At 57.4% G+C, this 19,091-nt stretch carries 16 protein-coding genes; 10 read left to right on the forward strand and 6 right to left on the reverse strand.

What is annotated here, in order from left to right:
- Positions 1-131: 131 nt before the first annotated feature.
- The 5 genes from B9P63_RS12520 to B9P63_RS12545 all read left to right on the forward strand — a co-directional run bounded on the left by B9P63_RS12520 (position 132) and on the right by B9P63_RS12545 (position 5,561).
- On the forward strand, positions 132-1,553 hold the full coding sequence (locus B9P63_RS12520; protein ID WP_139816259.1) for a hypothetical protein: 1,422 nt from the start codon (positions 132-134) through the stop codon (positions 1,551-1,553).
- Positions 1,554-1,809: 256 nt separating this feature from the next.
- Complete coding sequence (locus B9P63_RS12530; protein ID WP_085309317.1) at positions 1,810-2,037, forward strand: hypothetical protein; 228 nt, start codon at positions 1,810-1,812, stop codon at positions 2,035-2,037.
- Between the two features lie 68 nt (positions 2,038-2,105).
- Entirely contained in the window at positions 2,106-2,402 is a 297-nt protein-coding gene (locus B9P63_RS12535) for a hypothetical protein (protein ID WP_085309319.1), read from the forward strand.
- Between the two features lie 277 nt (positions 2,403-2,679).
- A complete protein-coding gene (locus tag B9P63_RS12540) occupies positions 2,680-3,765 on the forward strand; it encodes a M24 family metallopeptidase (RefSeq protein WP_085309321.1) in 1,086 nt (361 codons plus the stop codon).
- A gap of 143 nt (positions 3,766-3,908) precedes the next feature.
- A complete protein-coding gene (locus tag B9P63_RS12545) occupies positions 3,909-5,561 on the forward strand; it encodes a thiamine pyrophosphate-dependent enzyme (RefSeq protein WP_085309323.1) in 1,653 nt (550 codons plus the stop codon).
- Here the strand turns inward: B9P63_RS12545 and B9P63_RS12550 are convergent.
- On the reverse strand, positions 5,553-7,070 hold the full coding sequence (locus B9P63_RS12550; RefSeq protein WP_085309325.1) for a trimethylamine methyltransferase family protein: 1,518 nt from the start codon (positions 7,068-7,070) through the stop codon (positions 5,553-5,555). The genes B9P63_RS12545 and B9P63_RS12550 overlap by 9 nt on opposite strands.
- A 63-nt stretch (positions 7,071-7,133) precedes the next feature.
- On the opposite strand from B9P63_RS12550, the gene B9P63_RS12555 reads away from it, so the two are divergent.
- The 5 genes from B9P63_RS12555 to B9P63_RS12575 all read left to right on the forward strand — a co-directional run bounded on the left by B9P63_RS12555 (position 7,134) and on the right by B9P63_RS12575 (position 13,794).
- On the forward strand, positions 7,134-8,102 hold the full coding sequence (locus B9P63_RS12555) for a LysR family transcriptional regulator (protein WP_085309327.1): 969 nt from the start codon (positions 7,134-7,136) through the stop codon (positions 8,100-8,102).
- A gap of 83 nt (positions 8,103-8,185) precedes the next feature.
- Positions 8,186-10,621 (forward strand): GcvT family protein, encoded by a 2,436-nt coding sequence (locus B9P63_RS12560; protein WP_085309329.1) that lies wholly within the window; start codon positions 8,186-8,188, stop codon positions 10,619-10,621.
- Between the two features lie 93 nt (positions 10,622-10,714).
- On the forward strand, positions 10,715-11,734 hold the full coding sequence (locus B9P63_RS12565; RefSeq protein WP_085309331.1) for a TRAP transporter substrate-binding protein: 1,020 nt from the start codon (positions 10,715-10,717) through the stop codon (positions 11,732-11,734).
- A gap of 75 nt (positions 11,735-11,809) precedes the next feature.
- The gene (locus B9P63_RS12570) at positions 11,810-12,448 is read left to right on the forward strand and encodes a TRAP transporter small permease subunit (RefSeq protein WP_085309333.1); all 639 of its coding nucleotides are present in this window, start codon (positions 11,810-11,812) and stop codon (positions 12,446-12,448) included.
- Positions 12,448-13,794: a TRAP transporter large permease gene (locus B9P63_RS12575; RefSeq protein WP_085309335.1), complete on the forward strand. Its 1,347-nt coding sequence runs from the start codon at positions 12,448-12,450 to the stop codon at positions 13,792-13,794. Before B9P63_RS12570 ends, B9P63_RS12575 begins: the two co-directional genes overlap by 1 nt.
- A 4-nt stretch (positions 13,795-13,798) precedes the next feature.
- Here the strand turns inward: B9P63_RS12575 and B9P63_RS12580 are convergent, their stop codons facing one another.
- The 5 genes from B9P63_RS12580 to B9P63_RS12600 form a co-directional block, all read right to left on the reverse strand.
- Positions 13,799-14,728 (reverse strand): carbohydrate kinase family protein, encoded by a 930-nt coding sequence (locus tag B9P63_RS12580; RefSeq protein ID WP_085309337.1) that lies wholly within the window; start codon positions 14,726-14,728, stop codon positions 13,799-13,801.
- 102 nt (positions 14,729-14,830) lie between these two features.
- A complete protein-coding gene (locus B9P63_RS12585) occupies positions 14,831-15,928 on the reverse strand; it encodes an ABC transporter ATP-binding protein (protein WP_085309339.1) in 1,098 nt (365 codons plus the stop codon).
- 6 nt (positions 15,929-15,934) lie between these two features.
- On the reverse strand, positions 15,935-16,828 hold the full coding sequence (locus B9P63_RS12590) for a carbohydrate ABC transporter permease (RefSeq protein ID WP_085309341.1): 894 nt from the start codon (positions 16,826-16,828) through the stop codon (positions 15,935-15,937).
- Entirely contained in the window at positions 16,821-17,693 is an 873-nt protein-coding gene (locus B9P63_RS12595; RefSeq protein WP_085309343.1) for a carbohydrate ABC transporter permease, read from the reverse strand. The genes B9P63_RS12590 and B9P63_RS12595 overlap by 8 nt, the downstream gene beginning before the upstream one ends.
- A gap of 60 nt (positions 17,694-17,753) precedes the next feature.
- Entirely contained in the window at positions 17,754-18,998 is a 1,245-nt protein-coding gene (locus tag B9P63_RS12600; RefSeq protein ID WP_085309345.1) for an ABC transporter substrate-binding protein, read from the reverse strand.
- Positions 18,999-19,091 lie beyond the last annotated feature (93 nt).

Here is a 19,091-nt window from a genome sequence, read left to right on the forward strand (position 1 = left end):
TATCCATGCGAAACCTTTAGGTAAACTGCATTCGGCGTTGCGTAGGGCATTTCTGACGCATTTCTGACGCCGCTTGTTGCGTTACTATGCTAGGTTTGAGCGATATTGAAAAATACATTGGAAACAAGACATTGAGTGACAAGCACGGATTGTGGATCGGCGGCGAGCGCATTGAAAACACTCTTGGCAATTTTCAATCCGTCTTGAAGTATGCGCTCGTCGCCCCCGAACTGCAAAGCCGCGAAGCCTTCGCGTCCGATGATATTTCGTGCGTTCTGGGGCTGGTCGGAGATATCGACGTCGAAATCGCGACCGCGATGGTTGTGGACACCGCGCTCCATGAATTTGACGACCCCGGCGCATTGTTTGACAATATTGCGCTGCGCAAAGGCGTGATAAATGCGATGCGCGCGATCTGCGCCGGAGAAATCGACGCTGATTATGTCGAAGCTACGGTCGGCGTGCCGCCCACGCTTGGCTATCTGCGCAATCTGGAAGTTTTGTTTACCCCCGGCGCGCAAAGCGGCAAAGGTGTGCTGACGCAGCAGGCACCGTTCAATGCGCTGAGCGCGTCATGGGATCACGTTCCCGACACGAGGTCATGGTCGGGCTTCACGTTCATGCAAAAAACCGGCGTCGCGCTTTCTAAAGCGTTGCAAGACATTACTCCGTTTCGCGGCGAATGCGCTGGTGCGTTGGAACTGGCGGTATTGCTGGGTTGCCTGAACGGCAATGGAGCTGAAAAACTGGATGCTTTGGCGGACTGTTATGGCCCCGCTTTTATCGGTGCCTGGAGCATGGACGGAATCAAGGCGAAATCAAAGGTCCAGACCTTGGCGCGCCGTTTTCTGAGCGATGTGCATGACGTGCCGCAAGAGTATGCACGTGGATCAATCATCGCGGTGCCTGGCGACTATCTATATTTCCAGAACAAGGATGACTACCCGAACCGTGCACCCGGCGGCGGCTGGCGCGGTGAAAATTGTATTTATATGGGGCAGGATTGGCTCGGTGGACCGCACTATAGCGGGCTTGGCCTTGGTTGGAAAACGGAGTTTGCGCTCAGAATGTTCTTGGGCAATGCGTATTTTACCGATGCGAATGGGGCTTATCTGAGCGAACTTCGCAGCAAAGGCCACAGTGACATTATACCGGCCATCGTCGAAGATCCGATCCAGCAAGTCCGTTTTACAGCGCGCGCCATTATGCGTTGCCCGGAACCGAGCAGCGGCCCTGCGCCCGAAATGCGCCTGCCTGATGGGCAGGCCCCTAAGATCGACGAGGCAGCGATCCGCGCGCAGATCGATAGTCTTGGCTTTAAGGCGCACGGCGCGGACACTTATGAGTTGGTGCGGATCAAGCTGCACCGCCTGATGGACGCATTGGGCGTCGGTGACCATCAATTGCGCCAAGCCCCGAGTGTCGGCCTGACGGGCGCGGCACTTTCACTTTCTCTTGGTCTATGGACGTTTCGTATCGAGCCATTGGACCCCGTAATCCGGCACCTTTCGACAGATGACATCGTGCGCGTACATGCGCGCTATGAGCCCTGACGAAAATTCGGACATTCGTTCCCGTAGGCCTTACCTCTTCTGGGATAACTTGGCGGCCACTTTTGTGGTCGCCTCTTTTTTTGCGCAAAACTTTGATGGAGCAGGTGCGCGATCCGTCAAATTCGCATTTGACGTTTTATTGACGCTTTCCCCTCGGGTTCTGGCCTGAAATCTTATGCTCAGCTTACGCAGGCTTGCGAATGTGAGGACATGAAGAGCGAAACGAATTCGCATCCAATCCCGCAGGAGCAAAATCATGCAGCACCACGTTCAAATCATCGCCCCGATCGCACAATTGCCGCGCACGAATAGCGGTCGCACCCCGCTTTGGCAGCGCGTGCTACGCCGCTGCGCTCGGTTTGAAGATAAACTTCGCCATGCTCGCCATTTGCGCAATCTGTCGGTCGAGCAGAAGCTGGACATGGGTCTGCTGCGCTGCAAATTCGGTCATGCCCAAACCTGCACCATGCAGCAACTTTGGTGACCAAGCCTCGCCCGTCCACCAGAACACGTTCCATTTTATCAATATTTTTCAAACACGAAGGTAGTCCAATGACACATTTTCAAGCCACCCTTACCCTTTGCGCAATTCTTGCAGGCACTACCGCATTTGCGGCGCAGGCCCCGAGTGTTGCAGCGCAAGTTTACAGCGGCGAAATGCCAAGCCGGTATTACGACGAATTGAACGCAAAACTGATTGCAGCAGGCTATAGTCAAGTTCATGTGCTTGATGCTGAAAGCCATAAGCTCTGGGCGCGCCACCCCAATGGTGGGATCGTCCACCTGATCGCGCACCCCAGCGAGCGCAGGATTGTCAGTGAAACCTTCACGCACCCCGCCGAGCGCTAGGCCGCTTCAAGAAAGTTTGGTGCAAAGACGTTGGGAGGCGGGGAAAGTTTCCTCGCCTTTTGCGCGGCTCGCCTTGGTCATCCTGCTCAAGTGGGCTTGGTACTTTGCTTTGTACCAACGAACCGGGGCCTTGGTGCAAAAAAGGATAATGCGATCCGCGTTATCACCTCGAGCAGAGCCGATTACGCAGATCAAAAAAATGCGTATCTGAAGCAGTGCAATTGGAGATCAGGAATGATTATGTGAGCGTGAAACGCGCAGCGGAGGTATATGGCGTATGACACGGATTGAAAGGTTGCGCGCAGTGATGCGTGAGCAGAGCGTTGACTTAGTCGCACTTGGTGCGGGCGCGCATTTGGCATGGCTTACCGGACTGCGCCCCCATGCGGACGAGCGGCCATTGCTGCTTTGCATTACACAAAGCTACGCGGGTTTCTTGATGCCTGCACTGGAAGTGGACAGCGCGCGCCAGCACACGGATTTGCCGTTTCATTCCTGGGGCGATGATGTGGGGCCGGATGCTGCGTTCGCCGAACTCTTGAGCGTTTCTGGCGGCATTGGCGCGCAAAGCATCGTGCTTGACGAGACCATGCGCGCGGATTTTGCAGCGCTCGTGCAAGGTGCCTTGCCGGATGCGGCGCGCCAGTTTACCGCGACCACAGTGGGCGCGCTGCGCATGTCCAAGGATGCCGATGAATACGCGATCCTGAAGCGCAATGCGCTTAGCGCCGATACTGCGATGCGCGCGGCTTGGGCTGCGATGAAAGTCGGCATGACAGAGAACGACGTGGCCGATGTCGTGCGTGCGTCCTTCAAGGAACAAGGCGCGACGCCGTTATTTTATATTGTTGGCGCAGGTGGCAACGGCGCGTTTCCGCATCATCAAACGGGCGGAACGGTTCTCAAACCGGGCGATGCGGTGGTTATGGATATTGGCGGCGCCATGAATGGCTATTCCAGCGATATGACCCGCATGGCCGTCATGGGCGATGCGCCTGAGGGCTACCGCGAGGTGCATGATATCGTCGAGCGTGCAGTGCAGGCCGCGATGGAGGCTGCGCGCCCGGGTGTGCGTGCGCATGTTGTCGATGATGCCGCGCGCGCGGTGATCAGCGATGCGGGCTATGGTGCCTATTTCGTGCACCGCACGGGGCATGGTATGGGCATCGAAGTGCATGAAACGCCCTATATCACTGCCGCCTCGCAAACGGTGCTGGAAGAGGGAATGGTCTTTTCCATCGAGCCGGGAATTTATCTGCCCGGGCGCTTTGGCATTCGCCTTGAGGATATTGTAATCCTGCGCGGGGACGGCCCTGAAATCCTGTCAGAGTTGCCGCGCGATCTTCGTGTGATCCACGGCTGATCAATTCACAGTAGATGTGTTGGTGGCGGGGCTTGGCGGCGCTTGATTTACCGGATTTACCTCGCTTCAAAGATATGTTCACTGGAACTGATGAAATTGTAACAAGCCCGGGCCGGGCTCTTTAAAACATGTCTGGACCGGAAATGAGCACAGCACAAACCACCCGCCGCGCTGCAGATCATATTGTCGATCTTCTTATCGCGCAGGGCAGCACCCATGTGTTTGGCGTGCCGGGGGAAAGCTATTTGCCCGTGCTCGACGCGCTGCACGGTCGAGACAAGGAAATCCGATTTATCACCTGCCGCCAAGAGGGCGGGGCAGCCATGGCAGCAGAAGCGCACGGCAAGCTGACGGGGCGCCCCGGCATCTGCATGGTCACGCGCGGCCCGGGCGCCACCAACGCGAGCGCGGGCCTGCATGTGGCTTATCAGGACAGCACGCCGATGATTATGTTCATCGGCCAAGTCGCGCGCGACATGATGGAGCGCGAGGCGTTTCAGGAACTCGATTACCGCCGCATGTTCGGGCAGGTCGCTAAATGGATTGGCGAGATCGACGATCCTTCGCGCATTCAGGAGTTCGTCACGCGCGCCTATCGCACAGCTTTGTCCGGACGCCCCGGCCCCGTGGTTTTGGTGCTGCCAGAGGATATGCTTTATGACGAGATCACCGTGCCTGCCGCCCCGCGCGCGGGGAGCGCGCCGCGCTATCAACCCAGCCCCGATACGATGGAGCAGCTGCGCGAGCGCCTCGCGCAGGCAAAGCGTCCCTTGATCATGATTGGCGGGGGGGGATGGACTGACAAGGGCATCGCCGCCCTAGCAAAACTTGCCGAAACGCAGGGCATCCCCGTCACCGTTTCAATGCGCGCGCAGGGCCTTATCGACAACGATCATCCCAATTACGTGGGCCATTTCAGTGTCGGCCCCACGCCTTATCTCAAAGAGGCGCTCGACGGCTCAGACCTGCTCATCGCCATTGGACCGCGCCTTGGCGAGATGACGACGCAGGGCTATCAATGGCTGAAACCTCCCGTCGCGCATATCCCCTTGGTGCATGTGTTCCCGCAACCCGAAGAGCTTGGCCGCGTCTACGAGCCAGAGATCGCGCTCGCCTCCGATATGGAGAGTTTCTGCTGCGCTGTCGCCGCTTGGGAGCCTGTTGCGCAGGACCGCTTTATTGCGCGCACCGCAGATTTGCGCGGCGAGTTCGAGACCTATATCTCCCCAAGTGCGGTTCCCGATGATCCGCTTGCTCCCATGTTCGCCCACCTCAATGACGTGCTGCCAAGCGATGCGATCCTGTGCAATGGTGCGGGCAATTACGCAGGCTGGCTGCACCGTTTTTATCGCTATCGTAGCGCAGGATCGCAGCTTGCCCCCACCTCCGGCTCTATGGGATATGGCCTGCCTGCTGCCGTTAGTGCGGCGGTCACTAAGCCCGAGCGCGAGGTCTATGCCTTTGCAGGGGATGGCTGTTTTATGATGACCTGCCAAGAACTTGCCACTGCCGCGCACCATGATCTCCGCCTCACGGTGATCGTCGTGAACAACGCGCGCTACGGCACCATCCGCGTGCATCAAGAACGCGAATTTCCGGGGCGAGTGTCGGGCACTGATATGATCAACCCCGATTTCTGCGATTTCGCGCGCTCCTTCGGCGCACATGCGGCTTGTGTCGATGAAATTGATGGTTTCAAATCCGCCCTTGCGAGCGCCCGAGCGCGCGGCGGCATCAACCTGATCGAAATCACGCAAGACCCGAACCTGCTCGCCCCCGGTAAATGGCTAGCTTAGGATTTTGAACTTCGCCCTGATCCGGGCGTCCTGATCTGCGCTCAGATAATCGGGGTGATGCGTTTCGAGCACTTCGCGTGCACGCGTTTTCGCGCGCGCCCAAGCATCCTTGGCACCGTCCTCTTCCCAGGTCCGTGGCTGTTCGCGATCCGCCATCTTCGGGTAGTGATGATCCCGCTCCATCGCCGCGTGCGTTTGGGGCGATCCAAGGAAATGCCCGTCCCCCAACACAGACGCGCAGATCGCCTCAAAGCCGAGGTTCTCTTCGCTCACCTCGATCCCGCGTAGCGTGCGGTAGGTCATCGCGTGCATGTCTTCGTCCAGAATAAACGCCTCGAAACTCACCCCCAGAAGCGCGGCAGTCATTCCTGAACTCTCGTAAATCAAATTGCCCCCCGCCAAAGCCGCAGCGAGCGATGTCATCCCCTTTTCAACGCCATATTGCGCGTCAATCGCCTTGGCGTCGGTCATGGAGCAGGCCACGCCAGAGGGTAGGCCGAGCCAGTTTGACAGCTGCGCCGAGGCTGCATTGAGCAATACTGTCTCCCCGCCGCCCCCCGCAAACGCGCCGCTGCGTAGATCGATCACCAAAGGCCAGTTGGAAAATACCATCGGAAATCCGGGCGAGATGACGTTGACCATCACAAGGCTCGCCAGCGTTTCCGCGAGCGATTGTGCGAGGAACCCCGCCATCGTCGCAGGGGCCGTCGCCCCCGCTTGCGCGGCGGTGATGCAGGACATGGGGATGTTATGCTCGATGCACTTATAGACCACATCGACCGCATCCTCGCCAAAGCGCATGGGTGAAATTACAGGGCTTATGTGGGTCTTGAGGAAGGGTTGCCGCGCGAATTTACCAGCGCCGCCCGCAACGATGTCAAACATTTCCACAATTGGGTCAACGTGTTCTGCGAACGTGAACGCCGTTGCAACAGGCTTGCTGGTGTTCTTCATCAGCGCATAGGCGGTGTTCACATCAAGGTCATATGGATCGGGCACGTCAGTCGCGATGCAGCAGCGGGTGAACCACGCCACGTTATCAAGCGTGTCCTGAAGTCGCGTAAAATCATGCAGGTCTTTCAAGGTGGAAGGGCGATAGCGCTCTGTTTCCAGATCAAGCGTGTTCACCGCCGCGCCGCCGGTGCCGAAGTAGACTTTGTCGCCGCCCACCTCGATAGATCGATCAGGGTCGCGCCCATGCAAGGTAAACACCTTCGCTGCGCGTGCAATTACATCCTCGACCAGTGCATTTGGCAGACCAATGCGCCCACTCCCCAGATCAACCGCACCAGCCGCGATCAGATCATCCCAAAGCCGCTTTGGCACTTCGCCCATCCCAAGCTCTGCCAGCAATCGCAGCGCGGTGGCATAGATGCTTTGCAAATCCGCCTCGCTCAAAGGGCGATACAGACCCCCGATCTGACCGGGCGGGGCAGGATTGACGGCAGGGGGAGCCGCGCGCTGCACAAGGCGGGCCTTTCGGCCAGATCGTTTGGGGGCGTCACTCATGGGCTACCGTCCCTTGCATGCGCGTCTGTGGCAAGGAAATCTGATGACTTGCAGAATAACTTAATGATAGATTTCGATATGCAGCAAAATGATCCCCCCTTTACCTTTCGCGCCCTGCAAAACTTTGTGGCAGCGGTAGAGGCGCAATCGGTGACCCGCGCCGCCCATATGCTGGGCACCAGCCCGTCTTCCGTGTCGCAACAACTCGCATCTCTCGAAGCGGCCTTGGGCGCAAAGCTGATCGAGCGCTCTGCGCGCCAGTTTCGCCTGACCCGTGCTGGCCGATTGTTCCTTGATCCGGCCAAAGCAATTCTGGACGATGTGGGCGCGGCAAAGGTGCACTTGGCGCTCGCCGATCAGGCACCGCCGCTTGCCCTGCGTATCGCCTCTATCGAGGAGTTGGACGCGACGGTGACTGCGCCTTGGCTGCTCAAATTGAATACGCGCTTCCCCAACGCTGCGCTCTCGCTCACTACGGGGGCGAGCCACGAAAACCACGATGCGCTTAACTCGCGCGCGGTGGATATGACGCTTTCGGTTGATACCGTTGCCAAGGTGGATTGGGTCGAACGTCACCCGATCTTGCATGATCCCTTCATTCTGGTGACTGCGAAAGACGCGTTGCCCGATCTGCAAACAGCGCCCATGGTCCGGTATGAACAAACTTTACCCATTGGCCGCCAGATCGAAGCGCATTTGCGCCGTGCGGGGCCTGTGCCTGCGCGCGGTTTCGCGTTTTCGACCAATCAGGCGCTCTTTGCTATGACGGCGGAACTGGGTGGCTGGGCGATCACCACCGCGCTCGCCTATCTCGGCACACCTCTCGCCCGTGATCTGGTGACAGCGCGCCCGCTGCACACGCCGCGCTTTTCGCGCCAGTTGGATCTTCACGCGAGGGCAGGGGCGCTCGGCGAGTTGCCGGCGATCATAGCTAGCGATCTGCGCACCTGCCTCGCGGAGCGTGTGCTGCCTGAGGCAAGCGAACGGTTTGGCTTCCTTGGGGATCAGTTACACGTCATTCAGAAAAGCTAAATCTATGATTTCTTGATGCTTGAGCCGATTGCCTAAGCGCGATTGTTCTGCTGGAGTGCAGCTATAGGTCTGGAGGACATACTATGAAATCCCAAACGCGCGTTGTTGTCATTGGTGGCGGCATTGCCGGCTGCTCAACTCTGTATCACCTGACCCAAGAGGGGTGGAGCGATGTGGTTCTGGTAGAGAGGGGCGAGTTGACCTCCGGCACCACTTGGCACTCTGCCGCGCAGGTGACGAACTTCGGGATGAACCAGACGATGGTGGGCCTCAAGACCCATTCCATCAACCTTTATAAAGAATTGCGTGACGATCCGGAATATCCCGTTGGTTACAACCATGGCGACGGCGGCATCCGCCTTGCCAACACAGAGGCGCAAATGGACGGCTATCGTCACTTCACGTCCATGGCGCGGGGAATGGGCGTTGAGTACGAAGTGCTCGATGCTGCCGAGTGCGCGCGCCGCCATCCGCTCATTTCGACCGACAATCTTTTGGGTGGTCTTTGGGACGCTGAGGACGGTCACATCGACCCTGCGCAGCTCTGCGGCGCACTGTCGTATCGCGCACGCAAGGCAGGTGCGGAGGTGTATCGCAACACGGCTGTTACTTCGCTGACGCAGCATAAGGATGATAGCTGGACAGTCCACACGGATAAGGGTGACATCGCTTGCGATATCGTGGTGAACGCTGGCGGATACCGCGTAAACGAGGTTGGCGCGATGATGGGCGTGCATCACCCCGTCATGTCGATGGAGCATCAGTATTTCATCACCGAGGACATCCCCGCGATTGCAGAGGCAGGTCACCGCATTCCGCTGCTGCGCTGCCCGATTTCCGATTACTATTCGCGTCAGGAAAAGGGTGGTTTGCTCGTCGGTTTCTACGAGCAGGATTGCAAAACTTGGGGCATGGACGGGGTCGATCCCAACTTCGTCAACGCGCTTTGTCCTGATGATCTGGACCGCGTTATGGATGTGCTGGAGGGCGCCTTTGCCCGTATGCCCGCACTGACAGAGGTGGGCATCAAAACTATCGTGAATGGCCCGATCACCTACACAATCGACGGCGCACCCTTGGTTGGCCCGATCCCGAACAAGCGCAATGCGTTTTGCATCATTGGCCTGCGCGCGGGGCTGGGCGAGGGCGGCGGGCATGGTTGGCTGCTTGCGCAGCAGATCGTGCACGGCGAGGCATGCTATGACACTTGGTGCATCGATCCGCGCCGTTTTGCAGGACATACGAATGTGGAATTGACCGCGCTGAAAGCGATCGAGGATTACCAGAACGAATTCCGCTTCCATTTCCCGAACGAGCATCGCCCGGCAGGCCGCATGGCCAAAACCACGCCTTTGACCCCTGTTCTGGCGGCTGAAAATGCAGAGTTTACAGTGGTGAACGGATGGGAGCGTGCTGAGTTTTTCAAGCCAAACGCTGATTTCCACGTCACCCATGGGTTCGGATTTGATGAGAGTTTTGACATTGTTGGCGCCGAAGTCGCCGCCGTGCAAAACGCGGTTGGCCTGACCGAAGTGAACGGTTTCAACCGCTTCGAAATCACGGGTAGCGATGCGCAGGATTTCCTCGATCGTATGATCTGTGGACGCCTGCCGCGCAAAGACGGGCGCGTCGGCCTTGCTTATCTGCTCAATGAGCACGGCATGCTGAAAAGCGAAGCGACGATTGCCAATATCCCAGCCTCGGATCGCGGCCCTGCGCGCATCTGGTATGGCTCTGCGGCGGCGTCCGAATTGCATGATATGGACTGGCTACAAACGCATCTGCGGAGCGATGAAGACGTGCACATCCGTTCGCTCACCAATGATCAAACGATTTTAGTGATTGCCGGACCAAAAGCGCGTGAGGTGCTGCAAGCGGTCTCGCGCGCGGATTGGTCCAAGGCGGCATTCCCATGGTTGTCTGTACGTGAATGTTTCATTGGCATCGCACCTGCGACGGTTATGGCTGTCAGTTTTTCGGGGGAATTGGCCTATGAAATTCACGTGCCGAATGCTTCGCTCTATTCCGCCTACCTCGCGCTGCGCCAGGCGGGGGGCGTGCATGGCATGAAGCTCTTTGGGGCTTTGGCCGTCGAATCGATGCGACTTGAAAAAGGCTACCTGCATTGGAAGGCCGATATCCTGACAGAGTTTGATCCATTCGAGACAGGTTTGGATCGTTTCGTTAACCTCGACAAGCCTGACTTCATCGGCAAAGCGGCCCTTGAGAAGCGCCGCGCCGCAGGGCTGCAAAAGCGCCTTGTGACGTTGAGTGTGGACAGCACATCCGCACCAACATACGGCGGCGCATCGCTGATGGACGGCGAGCGCGTTGTCGGCACTGTTTGCTCTGGCGGATGGGGCTATCGCACGGGGCTGAACCTTGCCTATGCTTTCGTTGATCCCGCCTATGCACCGATTGGGACGCGCGTTCTGATCGACGCCTTGGGGCAAATGGTTCATGCCGAAGTCATTGATGCCAACCTCTATGATCCGCAATACCGCCGCGTAAAGGGGTAGTTTTGGCGATTTTCGCTGTAATTATGTCTGATTTGCGCTTGCTGCGGCGCGGCGGTTGGGTTTTTGTCTGCAAGCGACTTAGGGGAGTCTGACATGAACCGTTTTTTCAATTCAACACTTGGCGCATTGATGCTTTTGGGCGTGGGCGCTGGGGCGCATGCGCAGGACGTCACCATTCGCGTGCATCATTTCATGTCGCAAAAAGCGACGTTGCATGCTCAGGTTCTGATACCCTTCGCCGAGCGCGTTGGAGCCGCAAGCGATGGACGCATCAAGATCGAACTCTACGACAGCATGTCGCTTGGCGGGCGCCCCGGTGATTTGTATGACCAAGCCGTTGACGGAGCCGTCGAGGCGGTATTGACGCTTCCCGGTTACACATCCGGTCGCTTCAACCGTGCGGAAGTGTTTGAATTGCCATTCATGATGGAAGATTCTGTCGCAACCTCCAAAGCATTCTATGATCTGGTGACGAGCGAGCTTCAGGACGGCGAATTCGAAGAAACAAAAATACTGGCAGCCTGGGTACACGGCCCGGGTGTTATCCACTCCAAAGAGCCGATTGCCACACTCGAGGATCTTGCGGGAAAGGAAATGCGCGGTCCAACACGCCTGGTAACTGATCTGTTGGGCGAACTGGGCGCGACCCCTGTGGGCATGCCTTTGCCAAAAATTCCCGAAAACATCTCCAAAGGGGTGATCAGCGGCGCTGTTGTTCCTTGGGAAGTCACGCCGTCGATCCGCCTGTCCGAACTGGTAGGACATCACACCGAAATTGGCGGCACGCGCGCGCTTTATACAGCGATGTTCGTACTGGCTATGAACTGGGATGCCTATGAAGATATGCCCGATGATTTGCGCGCCATCCTTGACGCTGAAACCGGCAAGGCTTTCTCTGGTGAGACCGCCAGAATTCAAGCGCAAGGGGATGCAGTCGGGCGTAGCCTTGCCGCTTCGAATGAGATCATCACGCTGGATCAAAGCGAGGTAGAGCGCTGGGTTGAAGCGGCGCAGCCGGTCTATGATCGCTGGATCGCGCGAGCGAGCGACGAAGGGTTCGATGGCGCTGCCGCGATTGCTAAGGCCAAAGCGTTGATCGACGCGAACAAGTAGCACAAATTTCCTGCCCGCAGCGTGTATCGCGCGCATCAAGCCAAGGCTGGGCAGGCTAGGGCGAGGCCTGCCTCCATGACGCTTTTTATGCGCTTTGAACGCGCGATGATACGTTTTTCAGCAGGGCTTGCTCTGCTTGGTGGGGCTGGTTTGATCTTCGCCGTTTTGCTCACCTGCGTGAGCATTCTTTTCAAGCTCGCCGGTCGCCTGTTTGAGGCACTGTTTGGGGCGCAGTGGGTCGTGGAGACGCTGCCATGGTTGCGCGCTATTCTGGGCGAAGAAGAGTTGGTTTCTCTCGGCGTCGCCTTCGCGCTTTTTGCGGCGCTGCCTTGGGTGATGATCCAGCGTGGCCATATCAAGGTTAACCTGTTCGAACCTGTGTTCACTGCGCGTTTTAACAAGTTGCTCGATCTGCTGGGCGATCTGACGCTTGCGATCCTTGCCTATTTGATCATGACGCGGCAGTGGTTTTTGATCTTCAAAAAGGCACGCGGCTCGAACGAACCTTTCGTGGATATCTTGCTGCAAGGCGATCTGGAGCAGATCGCGTCGCGGCTGCGAGATGCGCAGGAATCTCAAATCCTCGGATTGCCGCTCTGGCCAACCTATATCATCGCCGAGCTTTGCGTTATCGCTTTCTTTGCTGTCGCCTGTTTTTGCGTTTTGCGCAGTGCGCGCGCCCTTGCTGCGCCCACCTCGGCAAGGGCGCAGTGATGCAGGAATTGCTTTCTCAATTGCTTACGCCTTTTCAAATCGGCATGCTCGGATTTCCTCTGGTGCTGCTTCTGATCGGACTTCGCATTCCGCTGGGGGCCGCGATGTTCGGGGTTGGTTTGCTTGGTACTTACCTGCTATCGGGCAATATGCGGATGATGGACAGCCAGTTGAAAACATTCGCGTATGGCACGTTCAGCAACTATTCTCTTTCGATCATTCCGCTCTTCCTGCTGATGAGCGAATTTGCGGCACGCGGGGGCATGTCTGCGGCGCTCTTCAAAGCTGCACAGGCCTGGCTGGGGCATCGGCGCGGCGGTTTGGCGCTGGCAGCGATCGGTGCTTCTGCGGGATTTGGAGCTGTCTGCGGCTCGTCGCTTGCAACGGCGTCCTCGATGGGGCGTGTGGCCCTGCCAGAGTTGGAGCGCGCAGGCTACAGCGGCGCGCTTGCGACGGGGGCCTTGGCTGCTGGCGGCACGCTTGGCATCTTGATACCGCCCTCCGTGGTGTTGGTCGTTTATGCGATCCTTGCCGAGGAAAATATCGAAAAGCTGTTCACCGCAGCCTTCATTCCCGGGTTATTGGCGATGCTGGGCTATATGATCACCATCTCGATTTATGCACGCATCGCGCCGCAGAGCGCGGGCATGGGCGTGCGCCTTGGCTATCGTGAACGCCTGCGCAGTTTAAAGGCCGTCTGGCCTGTGGTGCTGATCTTTGCCTTGGTGATCGGCGGCATTTATACAGGAGCGTTTTCGCCAACAGCTGCCGCTGCGGTGGGTGTGGCGGGCACGGCGATTGTGGCGCTTTGCAATCGTGCGCTGGGCCTTGCAGCTTTGCGCGATTCGCTACTCGGGACGGCGAAGACCTCGGGGATGATCTTTTTCATTATCCTCGCAGCAGGCGTGTTCAATTCGTTTCTTTCGTCAGCGCAAGTCCCGCAAACCCTCGCGGCCTATTTCCTAGAGGCACAGGTTAGCCCCTGGAGCATCCTGATCGGGATGCTGCTGCTTTATCTGGTTCTGGGCACCGTCATGGACTCGCTTGCAATGATTTTTCTTACTGTGCCAATTTTCGTGCCGATCGTCACCCAGCTTGATTTCGGCATTCCACCTGCAGAAGTCGGTATCTGGTTCGGGATACTGGTGCTGATGGCTGCGGAAATAGGTCTGATCACACCGCCCGTCGGGCTAAACCTTTTCGTCATCAATGCACTGTCTAAAAAAGTATCCATCGCCGAAACCTACAAGGGGGCGCTGCCTTTCGTGCTCTCGGATATCATTCGCATCACGCTTTTGGTGGCGTTCCCGTCGATCACTCTTGGCCTTGTGCGGATGTTCTATTGAAGCGTTAATCGAGTTCGTGCGCCCAAGGTGGATTTGCGCCCTTGCGCGCCACAGTGATGCGCGCGGTTTGCATGCCGAAGGCTAACGCGGTTTCACCTGCGTCCCGCGCCAGTGCTGTCAGCGCTGACTTGGTCAGCAATCGGGCACCATGAAGTGAGGCCAGTACCCCCGCGTTAAAGGTATCGCCCGCTCCGATCGTGTCGGAATTACTGAGATCGACGGGAACAGTCGGCACATGGACTGAAAAATTCGCGTGATATCCTGTCGCGCCTTTGCTGCCTTGGGTGATCAACACAAGGCTTGGACCTTTGGCCAAGAGCCCCTGCGCCAGCTCGGCAATGTCGCCCTCGCCCTCGAGCCACTCCAAATCTTCATCGCTGAGTTTCAGAATATCCGTCTGCGCGATCATGCGCGCCATGCGTGCGCGAAATGCAGCTTCGTCGCGAATGAAACCGGGCCGTATATTGGGATCGAGCATCGTCACATGAGATTGCGCTGCGGCCTGCATCATCTGCTCGTAGGTGTCTGCGCAAGGGCCATAGGCCAAGGAGATGCCACCGAAGAACAATGCGTCGATGTTTGTTGGGAGCGCTGGAATATCGCTTGGCCGAAGGCTGCGCAGCGCAGTGTTTTCATCAAAAAACGCATATTTTGCCTGACCGTTCTCAAGCTGTACGAAGGCAAGTGTCGTCGGCGCGTCGCTGAACGGGCAGAGGGTGTGGCTGACGTGGCTTGCGTCCAGATGCGCTCTCAATTGTGCGCCGAAAAGATCGCGTGACAGGCCTGCGAAGAAACCTGTGGGTACTCCGAGCCGGCCCAAAGCAACAGCCGTATTCATCACGGCGCCGCCACAGTGGGGCACGAAAGCGGGCGCCCCGGAGTGCGTTTCATCAGCGACCATATCGATCAAGGCTTCACCACAGGTCAAAATCATGGCGCGAAAGTCCTTTTGCTAGGAGTAAAGCGCCACGAAATGTTAGCGCTCGCATAGCGGGCTAGCACCATTTCCAGCAAAATCAAAGAGAGGTCTTACCCCCTAGTTCAATCTCAGGCCTGTATCCGGGGAAAAATACGAGGCCTTTCCAAGATCGAAGGTCAGTTTTTGGGGCAAGCCTGCGGCAGCTGTGGTTTCGGAGTGCAGGCGCGCGGTGACATGTTTGCCGCCAAGCTGCATCACCGCAAATGTATCGGCACCGGCAGGTTCGACGATATCGATCAAACACTCTGCACCCTGTGCCTCGCCGCCTGCCAATTTGGCCGCGTCCGCGATATCTTCGGGGCGGACACCCAAAATGACGTCCTGCGGCAGATCACGGTTCTTGCTGTCGCTCAGAACGATCGGGGCATCATTCTCACGTGCGATTTCGATGTGCGTTCCTGCATCGCTCGAACGGGTTTTGGCGGGGATCAGATTCATCGCCGGACTGCCCATGAAATCCGCCACGAACAGGTTCGCAGGTCGGTTGTAAATCTCGGAGGGCGTCCCGATTTGCTGGATCACGCCACCCTTCATCACGACGATCTTTGTAGCAAGGGTCATCGCTTCGATCTGATCGTGGGTCACATAGACCATCGAGGCGCCAAGGCGCTGGTGCAGCGCTTTAAGCTCTGTGCGCATCTCCACGCGTAGCTTGGCGTCAAGGTTTGAGAGTGGCTCGTCAAACAAAAACAGCTTTGGATCGCGCACCAAGGCACGGCCCATGGCAACGCGCTGACGCTGGCCGCCTGACAATTGACCGGGTTTACGCTTTAGCAAGGGTTCAATCTGGAGCTGCTGCGCCACATAGGCCAACTTTTCCGCCTGCGTTGCGGCATCCACGCCGCGTACCTTCATGCCGAAGGTGATGTTCTTGGCCACTGTCATCGTCGGATACAAAGCGTAGGATTGAAACACCATCGCAATATCGCGGTCCTTGGGGCTGACGGTGGTCATGTCCCGTCCGCCAATGCTCAGGGCACCGCCGCTGATCGGCTCAAGACCCGCGATGCAGTTAAGCAAAGTAGACTTGCCGCAGCCGGAGGGGCCGACAAGCACCAGAAAATCGCCCTCTTCAATCGACACGTTAATGTCCTTGAGGATTTCCGTAGAGCCGTAGCTTTTGAACAGATTGTTAATTTCAAGGATGGGGGACATTTCAGGTTATCCTTTCACGGAGCCGGCGGTCAGGCCGCGGACGAAATATTTGCCAGCAACGACATAGACAAGCAGGGTTGGCAGAGCGGCGATGATTGCCGCGGCCATATCCACGTTGTATTCTTTGACGCCTGTGGTCGAATTGACGATGTTATTCAGGGCAACCGTCACGGGCTGTGTGCCTGCTTGGCTAAAGGAAACCCCAAAGAGGAAATCGTTCCAGATTTGGGTGAACTGCCAGATGACCGTCACCACGATGATCGGGATGGAGAGCGGCAGGAAGATCGACCAGAAGATGCGAAAAAACCCGGCGCCGTCAACTTTGGCCGCCTTGGTAAGCTCGGACGGGATCGAAACGTAATAGTTGCGAAAGAACAATGTGGTAAAGCCAAGGCCGTAGATCACATGAACGAAGATCAATCCCGGAATTGTCCCCGCAATACCCATCATGCCAAGCATGCGCGCCATGGGCAGCAACACCACCTGAAACGGGATGAAGCAGCCAAACAACATGAGCGAGAAGATGATATTCGCACCGCGAAAGTTCCATTGCGAGATGACATAGCCGTTCATCGCCCCCAAAAGGGTCGAGATCGCGACGCCCGGGATGGCGATCAGCATCGAGTTCCAGAAATACGGGCGCATGCCCTCGCATTGGATGCCCGTGCACGCGCCGGACCATGCGGTGCGCCAGGCATCGAAGGTCACTTCGCGGGGCAAGGAAATGAGATCGCCCGTGCGGATCTCATCAAGGCTCTTGAGCGAGGTCATCACCATCACGAATAGCGGCATCAAGTAAAATATCGCGAAAAGACCAAGCAGCAGGTAGAGGCCCCAGCGCAAGGCGATCTTGCCGGCCTGGCTGGGTCGCGCTTCGGTGTAGGGTGAAATATCAGCCATCTTTGGACCTCAGTTCTGAATAGAGGTAGGGGACCACGATCGTAAAGACGACCATCATCATGATCATTGCCGAACTAGCCGCTTGCCCGATATCGCCGCGTGAAAACGCCATGGCGTACATGTAGGTTGCAGGCAGGTCCGTGGCATAGCCAGGGCCGCCGCCGGTGAGGGCGATGACCAGATCGAAGCTTTTGATGGCAAGGTGCGAGAGTACGATAAATGCACTAAGGAAGATCGGTGCCATCGAGGGGATGATGATCGCAGTGTAAACGCGCCACGTCGGGATACCATCGACCTGCGCCGCTTTGATAATTTCCCCATCCACCGATCGCAGACCGGCAAGGAAAAGCGCCATGACAAAACCGCTGCTTTGCCAGATCGCGGCAATGACGATTGTGTAAATCGCCATGTCGGGGTTCACCAGCCAATCGAAGGTGAAATTCTCATAGCCCCAACCGCGCACTGTTGCTTCAAGACCAAGGCCGGGGTTCAAGATCCACTTCCACGCGGTGCCGGTAACGATCATCGAAAGGGCCATGGGATAGAGGTAAATGGTGCGCAACGCGCCCTCGGTGCGAATGTTCTGATCCAGCAAGATCGCAAGCAAAAGGCCGAGAATCATCGCGATCACGATAAACAGGATACCGAAGATAAAAAGGTTGGTGAATGCCGTGTCCCAGCGCGGAGAGGCAAACAGGCGATCATATTGGATGAAGCCCTCGATCTCGTATTTTGGCAACAGGCGCGATCGTGTCAGCGACACCCAAGCCGTCCAGGCGATGAAGCCGTAGACGAAAATCAGGACTGCGATGAACGAGGGGGCCAGAACCATCTTTGGCGTGTTGTCTTCAAGCCATTTGATCATGGGATTTATCCTTAACAAGGAGATTTCGCCCCCACGAAACGCAGGGGCGAAGGGGGGCATTTACATGCTGTTGGCGACAGCCGTTGCCAACTGCTGCACCGCGTCCGCAGAGGACATGTCAGAGTTGAAATGCGCGGTCACAACATCTGTGATCGCGCCCGCTTGTGCGCCGCGTAGTGCCATGCCGTGCGCATAGCTTGGCAGTAAGGAGCCGCCTGCAGAACTGGCCGCCATATCCTCGGAGGACAGGATTGCGCAGCTGTCGAACTTATCGAGCGCTACGTCTGTACGCGCCGGAATAGAGCCTTTGTTGAGGTTGAACACTTCTTGAAAGTTCTTGCCTACGACAAGTTTCGCCAAAAGGTCTTGGCCTTGCTTTTTCTCGTCGCCGTCTACTGCGAACATTGCAAAGCTGTCGACGTTATAGAGAAAACCCTCGCCCGGTGTGGACATGCACAGGAAGTCCTCGCCCGGCACTTTGCCCGCGGCCATGAACTCGCCTTTGGCCCAATCGCCCATGATCTGAAACGCTGCTTCGCCGTTCATCACCATTGCTGTCGCGAGATTCCAGTCGCGACCGGAGAAGTTGGGATCGACGAAACCGCGCATCGTGCGCATTTGATCGAAAACAGCAATCATGCCATCAGACGTGAGCGTGTCCTTGTCCAGATCGACAAAGGCTTTGCGAAAACCGTCCGCGCCAAGAATGCCAAGTGCGACCGCCTCGAAGACTGTTGCATCCTGCCAGGATTGCCCGCCATGCGCGAGCGGAATGATGCCCGCCGCTTGCAGCGTGCTCGCGGCTGCGTTGAATTCGTCCCACGTCGTCGGCATCGCGATATCGTTGGCTTTCAGAACTTCGGCATTCGCCCAGATCCAGTCAACGCGGTGTACGTTCACAGGCGCTGCGCACCATGTGCCCTCGCACTTCATGTGGCCGGCAATGGACGCTGGCAGTACGTCTGCCCAACCATTGGCTTCAGCTACCGCAGAAATATCGGCCAGAACGCCCTCTTCATACCACTCCTGAATGGCGGGGCCTTTCAGCTGAACCGCTGTCGGTGCGTTGCCGGACAAGACGCGTGCACGCAGCGCGGTCATAGCCGCATCGCCGCCGCCGCCTGCGACGGGCATATCCGTCCATGTGCCGCCGTTGTCCGCAAATTCCTTTTGCAGAACCGCGACGGATTTGGCTTCGCCGCCGGATGTCCAGTAGTGCAGAACCTCTGCTTCGGGGCCTGCGATCGCAGCGGATGAGGCGGCGATTGCCAGCGCAGAGACGGCACCTGTTACATAAGATTTCATTTTGATTCCTCCCAGAATACACCGCAAGCGCGGTAGGATGGGCAAATGCTTGCTGCGTGCACGCTCACTATGCAATCCGCTCAAGGCCGGTAT

The organism is Planktotalea arctica (genome assembly GCF_002105285.1).
Lineage (GTDB): Bacteria > Pseudomonadota > Alphaproteobacteria > Rhodobacterales > Rhodobacteraceae > Planktotalea > Planktotalea arctica.

Coding starts and splice junctions, on each gene's coding strand:
- B9P63_RS12530 (WP_085309317.1), top strand. CDS start 1,810: ATGCAGCACCACGTTCAAATCATCGCCCCGATCGCACAATTGCCGCGC.
- B9P63_RS12575 (WP_085309335.1), top strand. CDS start 12,448: ATGCAGGAATTGCTTTCTCAATTGCTTACGCCTTTTCAAATCGGCATG.
- B9P63_RS12555 (WP_085309327.1), top strand. CDS start 7,134: ATGATAGATTTCGATATGCAGCAAAATGATCCCCCCTTTACCTTTCGC.
- B9P63_RS12535 (WP_085309319.1), top strand. CDS start 2,106: ATGACACATTTTCAAGCCACCCTTACCCTTTGCGCAATTCTTGCAGGC.
- B9P63_RS12540 (WP_085309321.1), top strand. CDS start 2,680: ATGACACGGATTGAAAGGTTGCGCGCAGTGATGCGTGAGCAGAGCGTT.
- B9P63_RS12570 (WP_085309333.1), top strand. CDS start 11,810: ATGACGCTTTTTATGCGCTTTGAACGCGCGATGATACGTTTTTCAGCA.
- B9P63_RS12590 (WP_085309341.1), bottom strand. CDS start 16,828: ATGGCTGATATTTCACCCTACACCGAAGCGCGACCCAGCCAGGCCGGC.
- B9P63_RS12585 (WP_085309339.1), bottom strand. CDS start 15,928: ATGTCCCCCATCCTTGAAATTAACAATCTGTTCAAAAGCTACGGCTCT.
- B9P63_RS12545 (WP_085309323.1), top strand. CDS start 3,909: ATGAGCACAGCACAAACCACCCGCCGCGCTGCAGATCATATTGTCGAT.
- B9P63_RS12580 (WP_085309337.1), bottom strand. CDS start 14,728: ATGATTTTGACCTGTGGTGAAGCCTTGATCGATATGGTCGCTGATGAA.
- B9P63_RS12560 (WP_085309329.1), top strand. CDS start 8,186: ATGAAATCCCAAACGCGCGTTGTTGTCATTGGTGGCGGCATTGCCGGC.
- B9P63_RS12550 (WP_085309325.1), bottom strand. CDS start 7,070: ATGAGTGACGCCCCCAAACGATCTGGCCGAAAGGCCCGCCTTGTGCAG.
- B9P63_RS12595 (WP_085309343.1), bottom strand. CDS start 17,693: ATGATCAAATGGCTTGAAGACAACACGCCAAAGATGGTTCTGGCCCCC.
- B9P63_RS12600 (WP_085309345.1), bottom strand. CDS start 18,998: ATGAAATCTTATGTAACAGGTGCCGTCTCTGCGCTGGCAATCGCCGCC.
- B9P63_RS12565 (WP_085309331.1), top strand. CDS start 10,715: ATGAACCGTTTTTTCAATTCAACACTTGGCGCATTGATGCTTTTGGGC.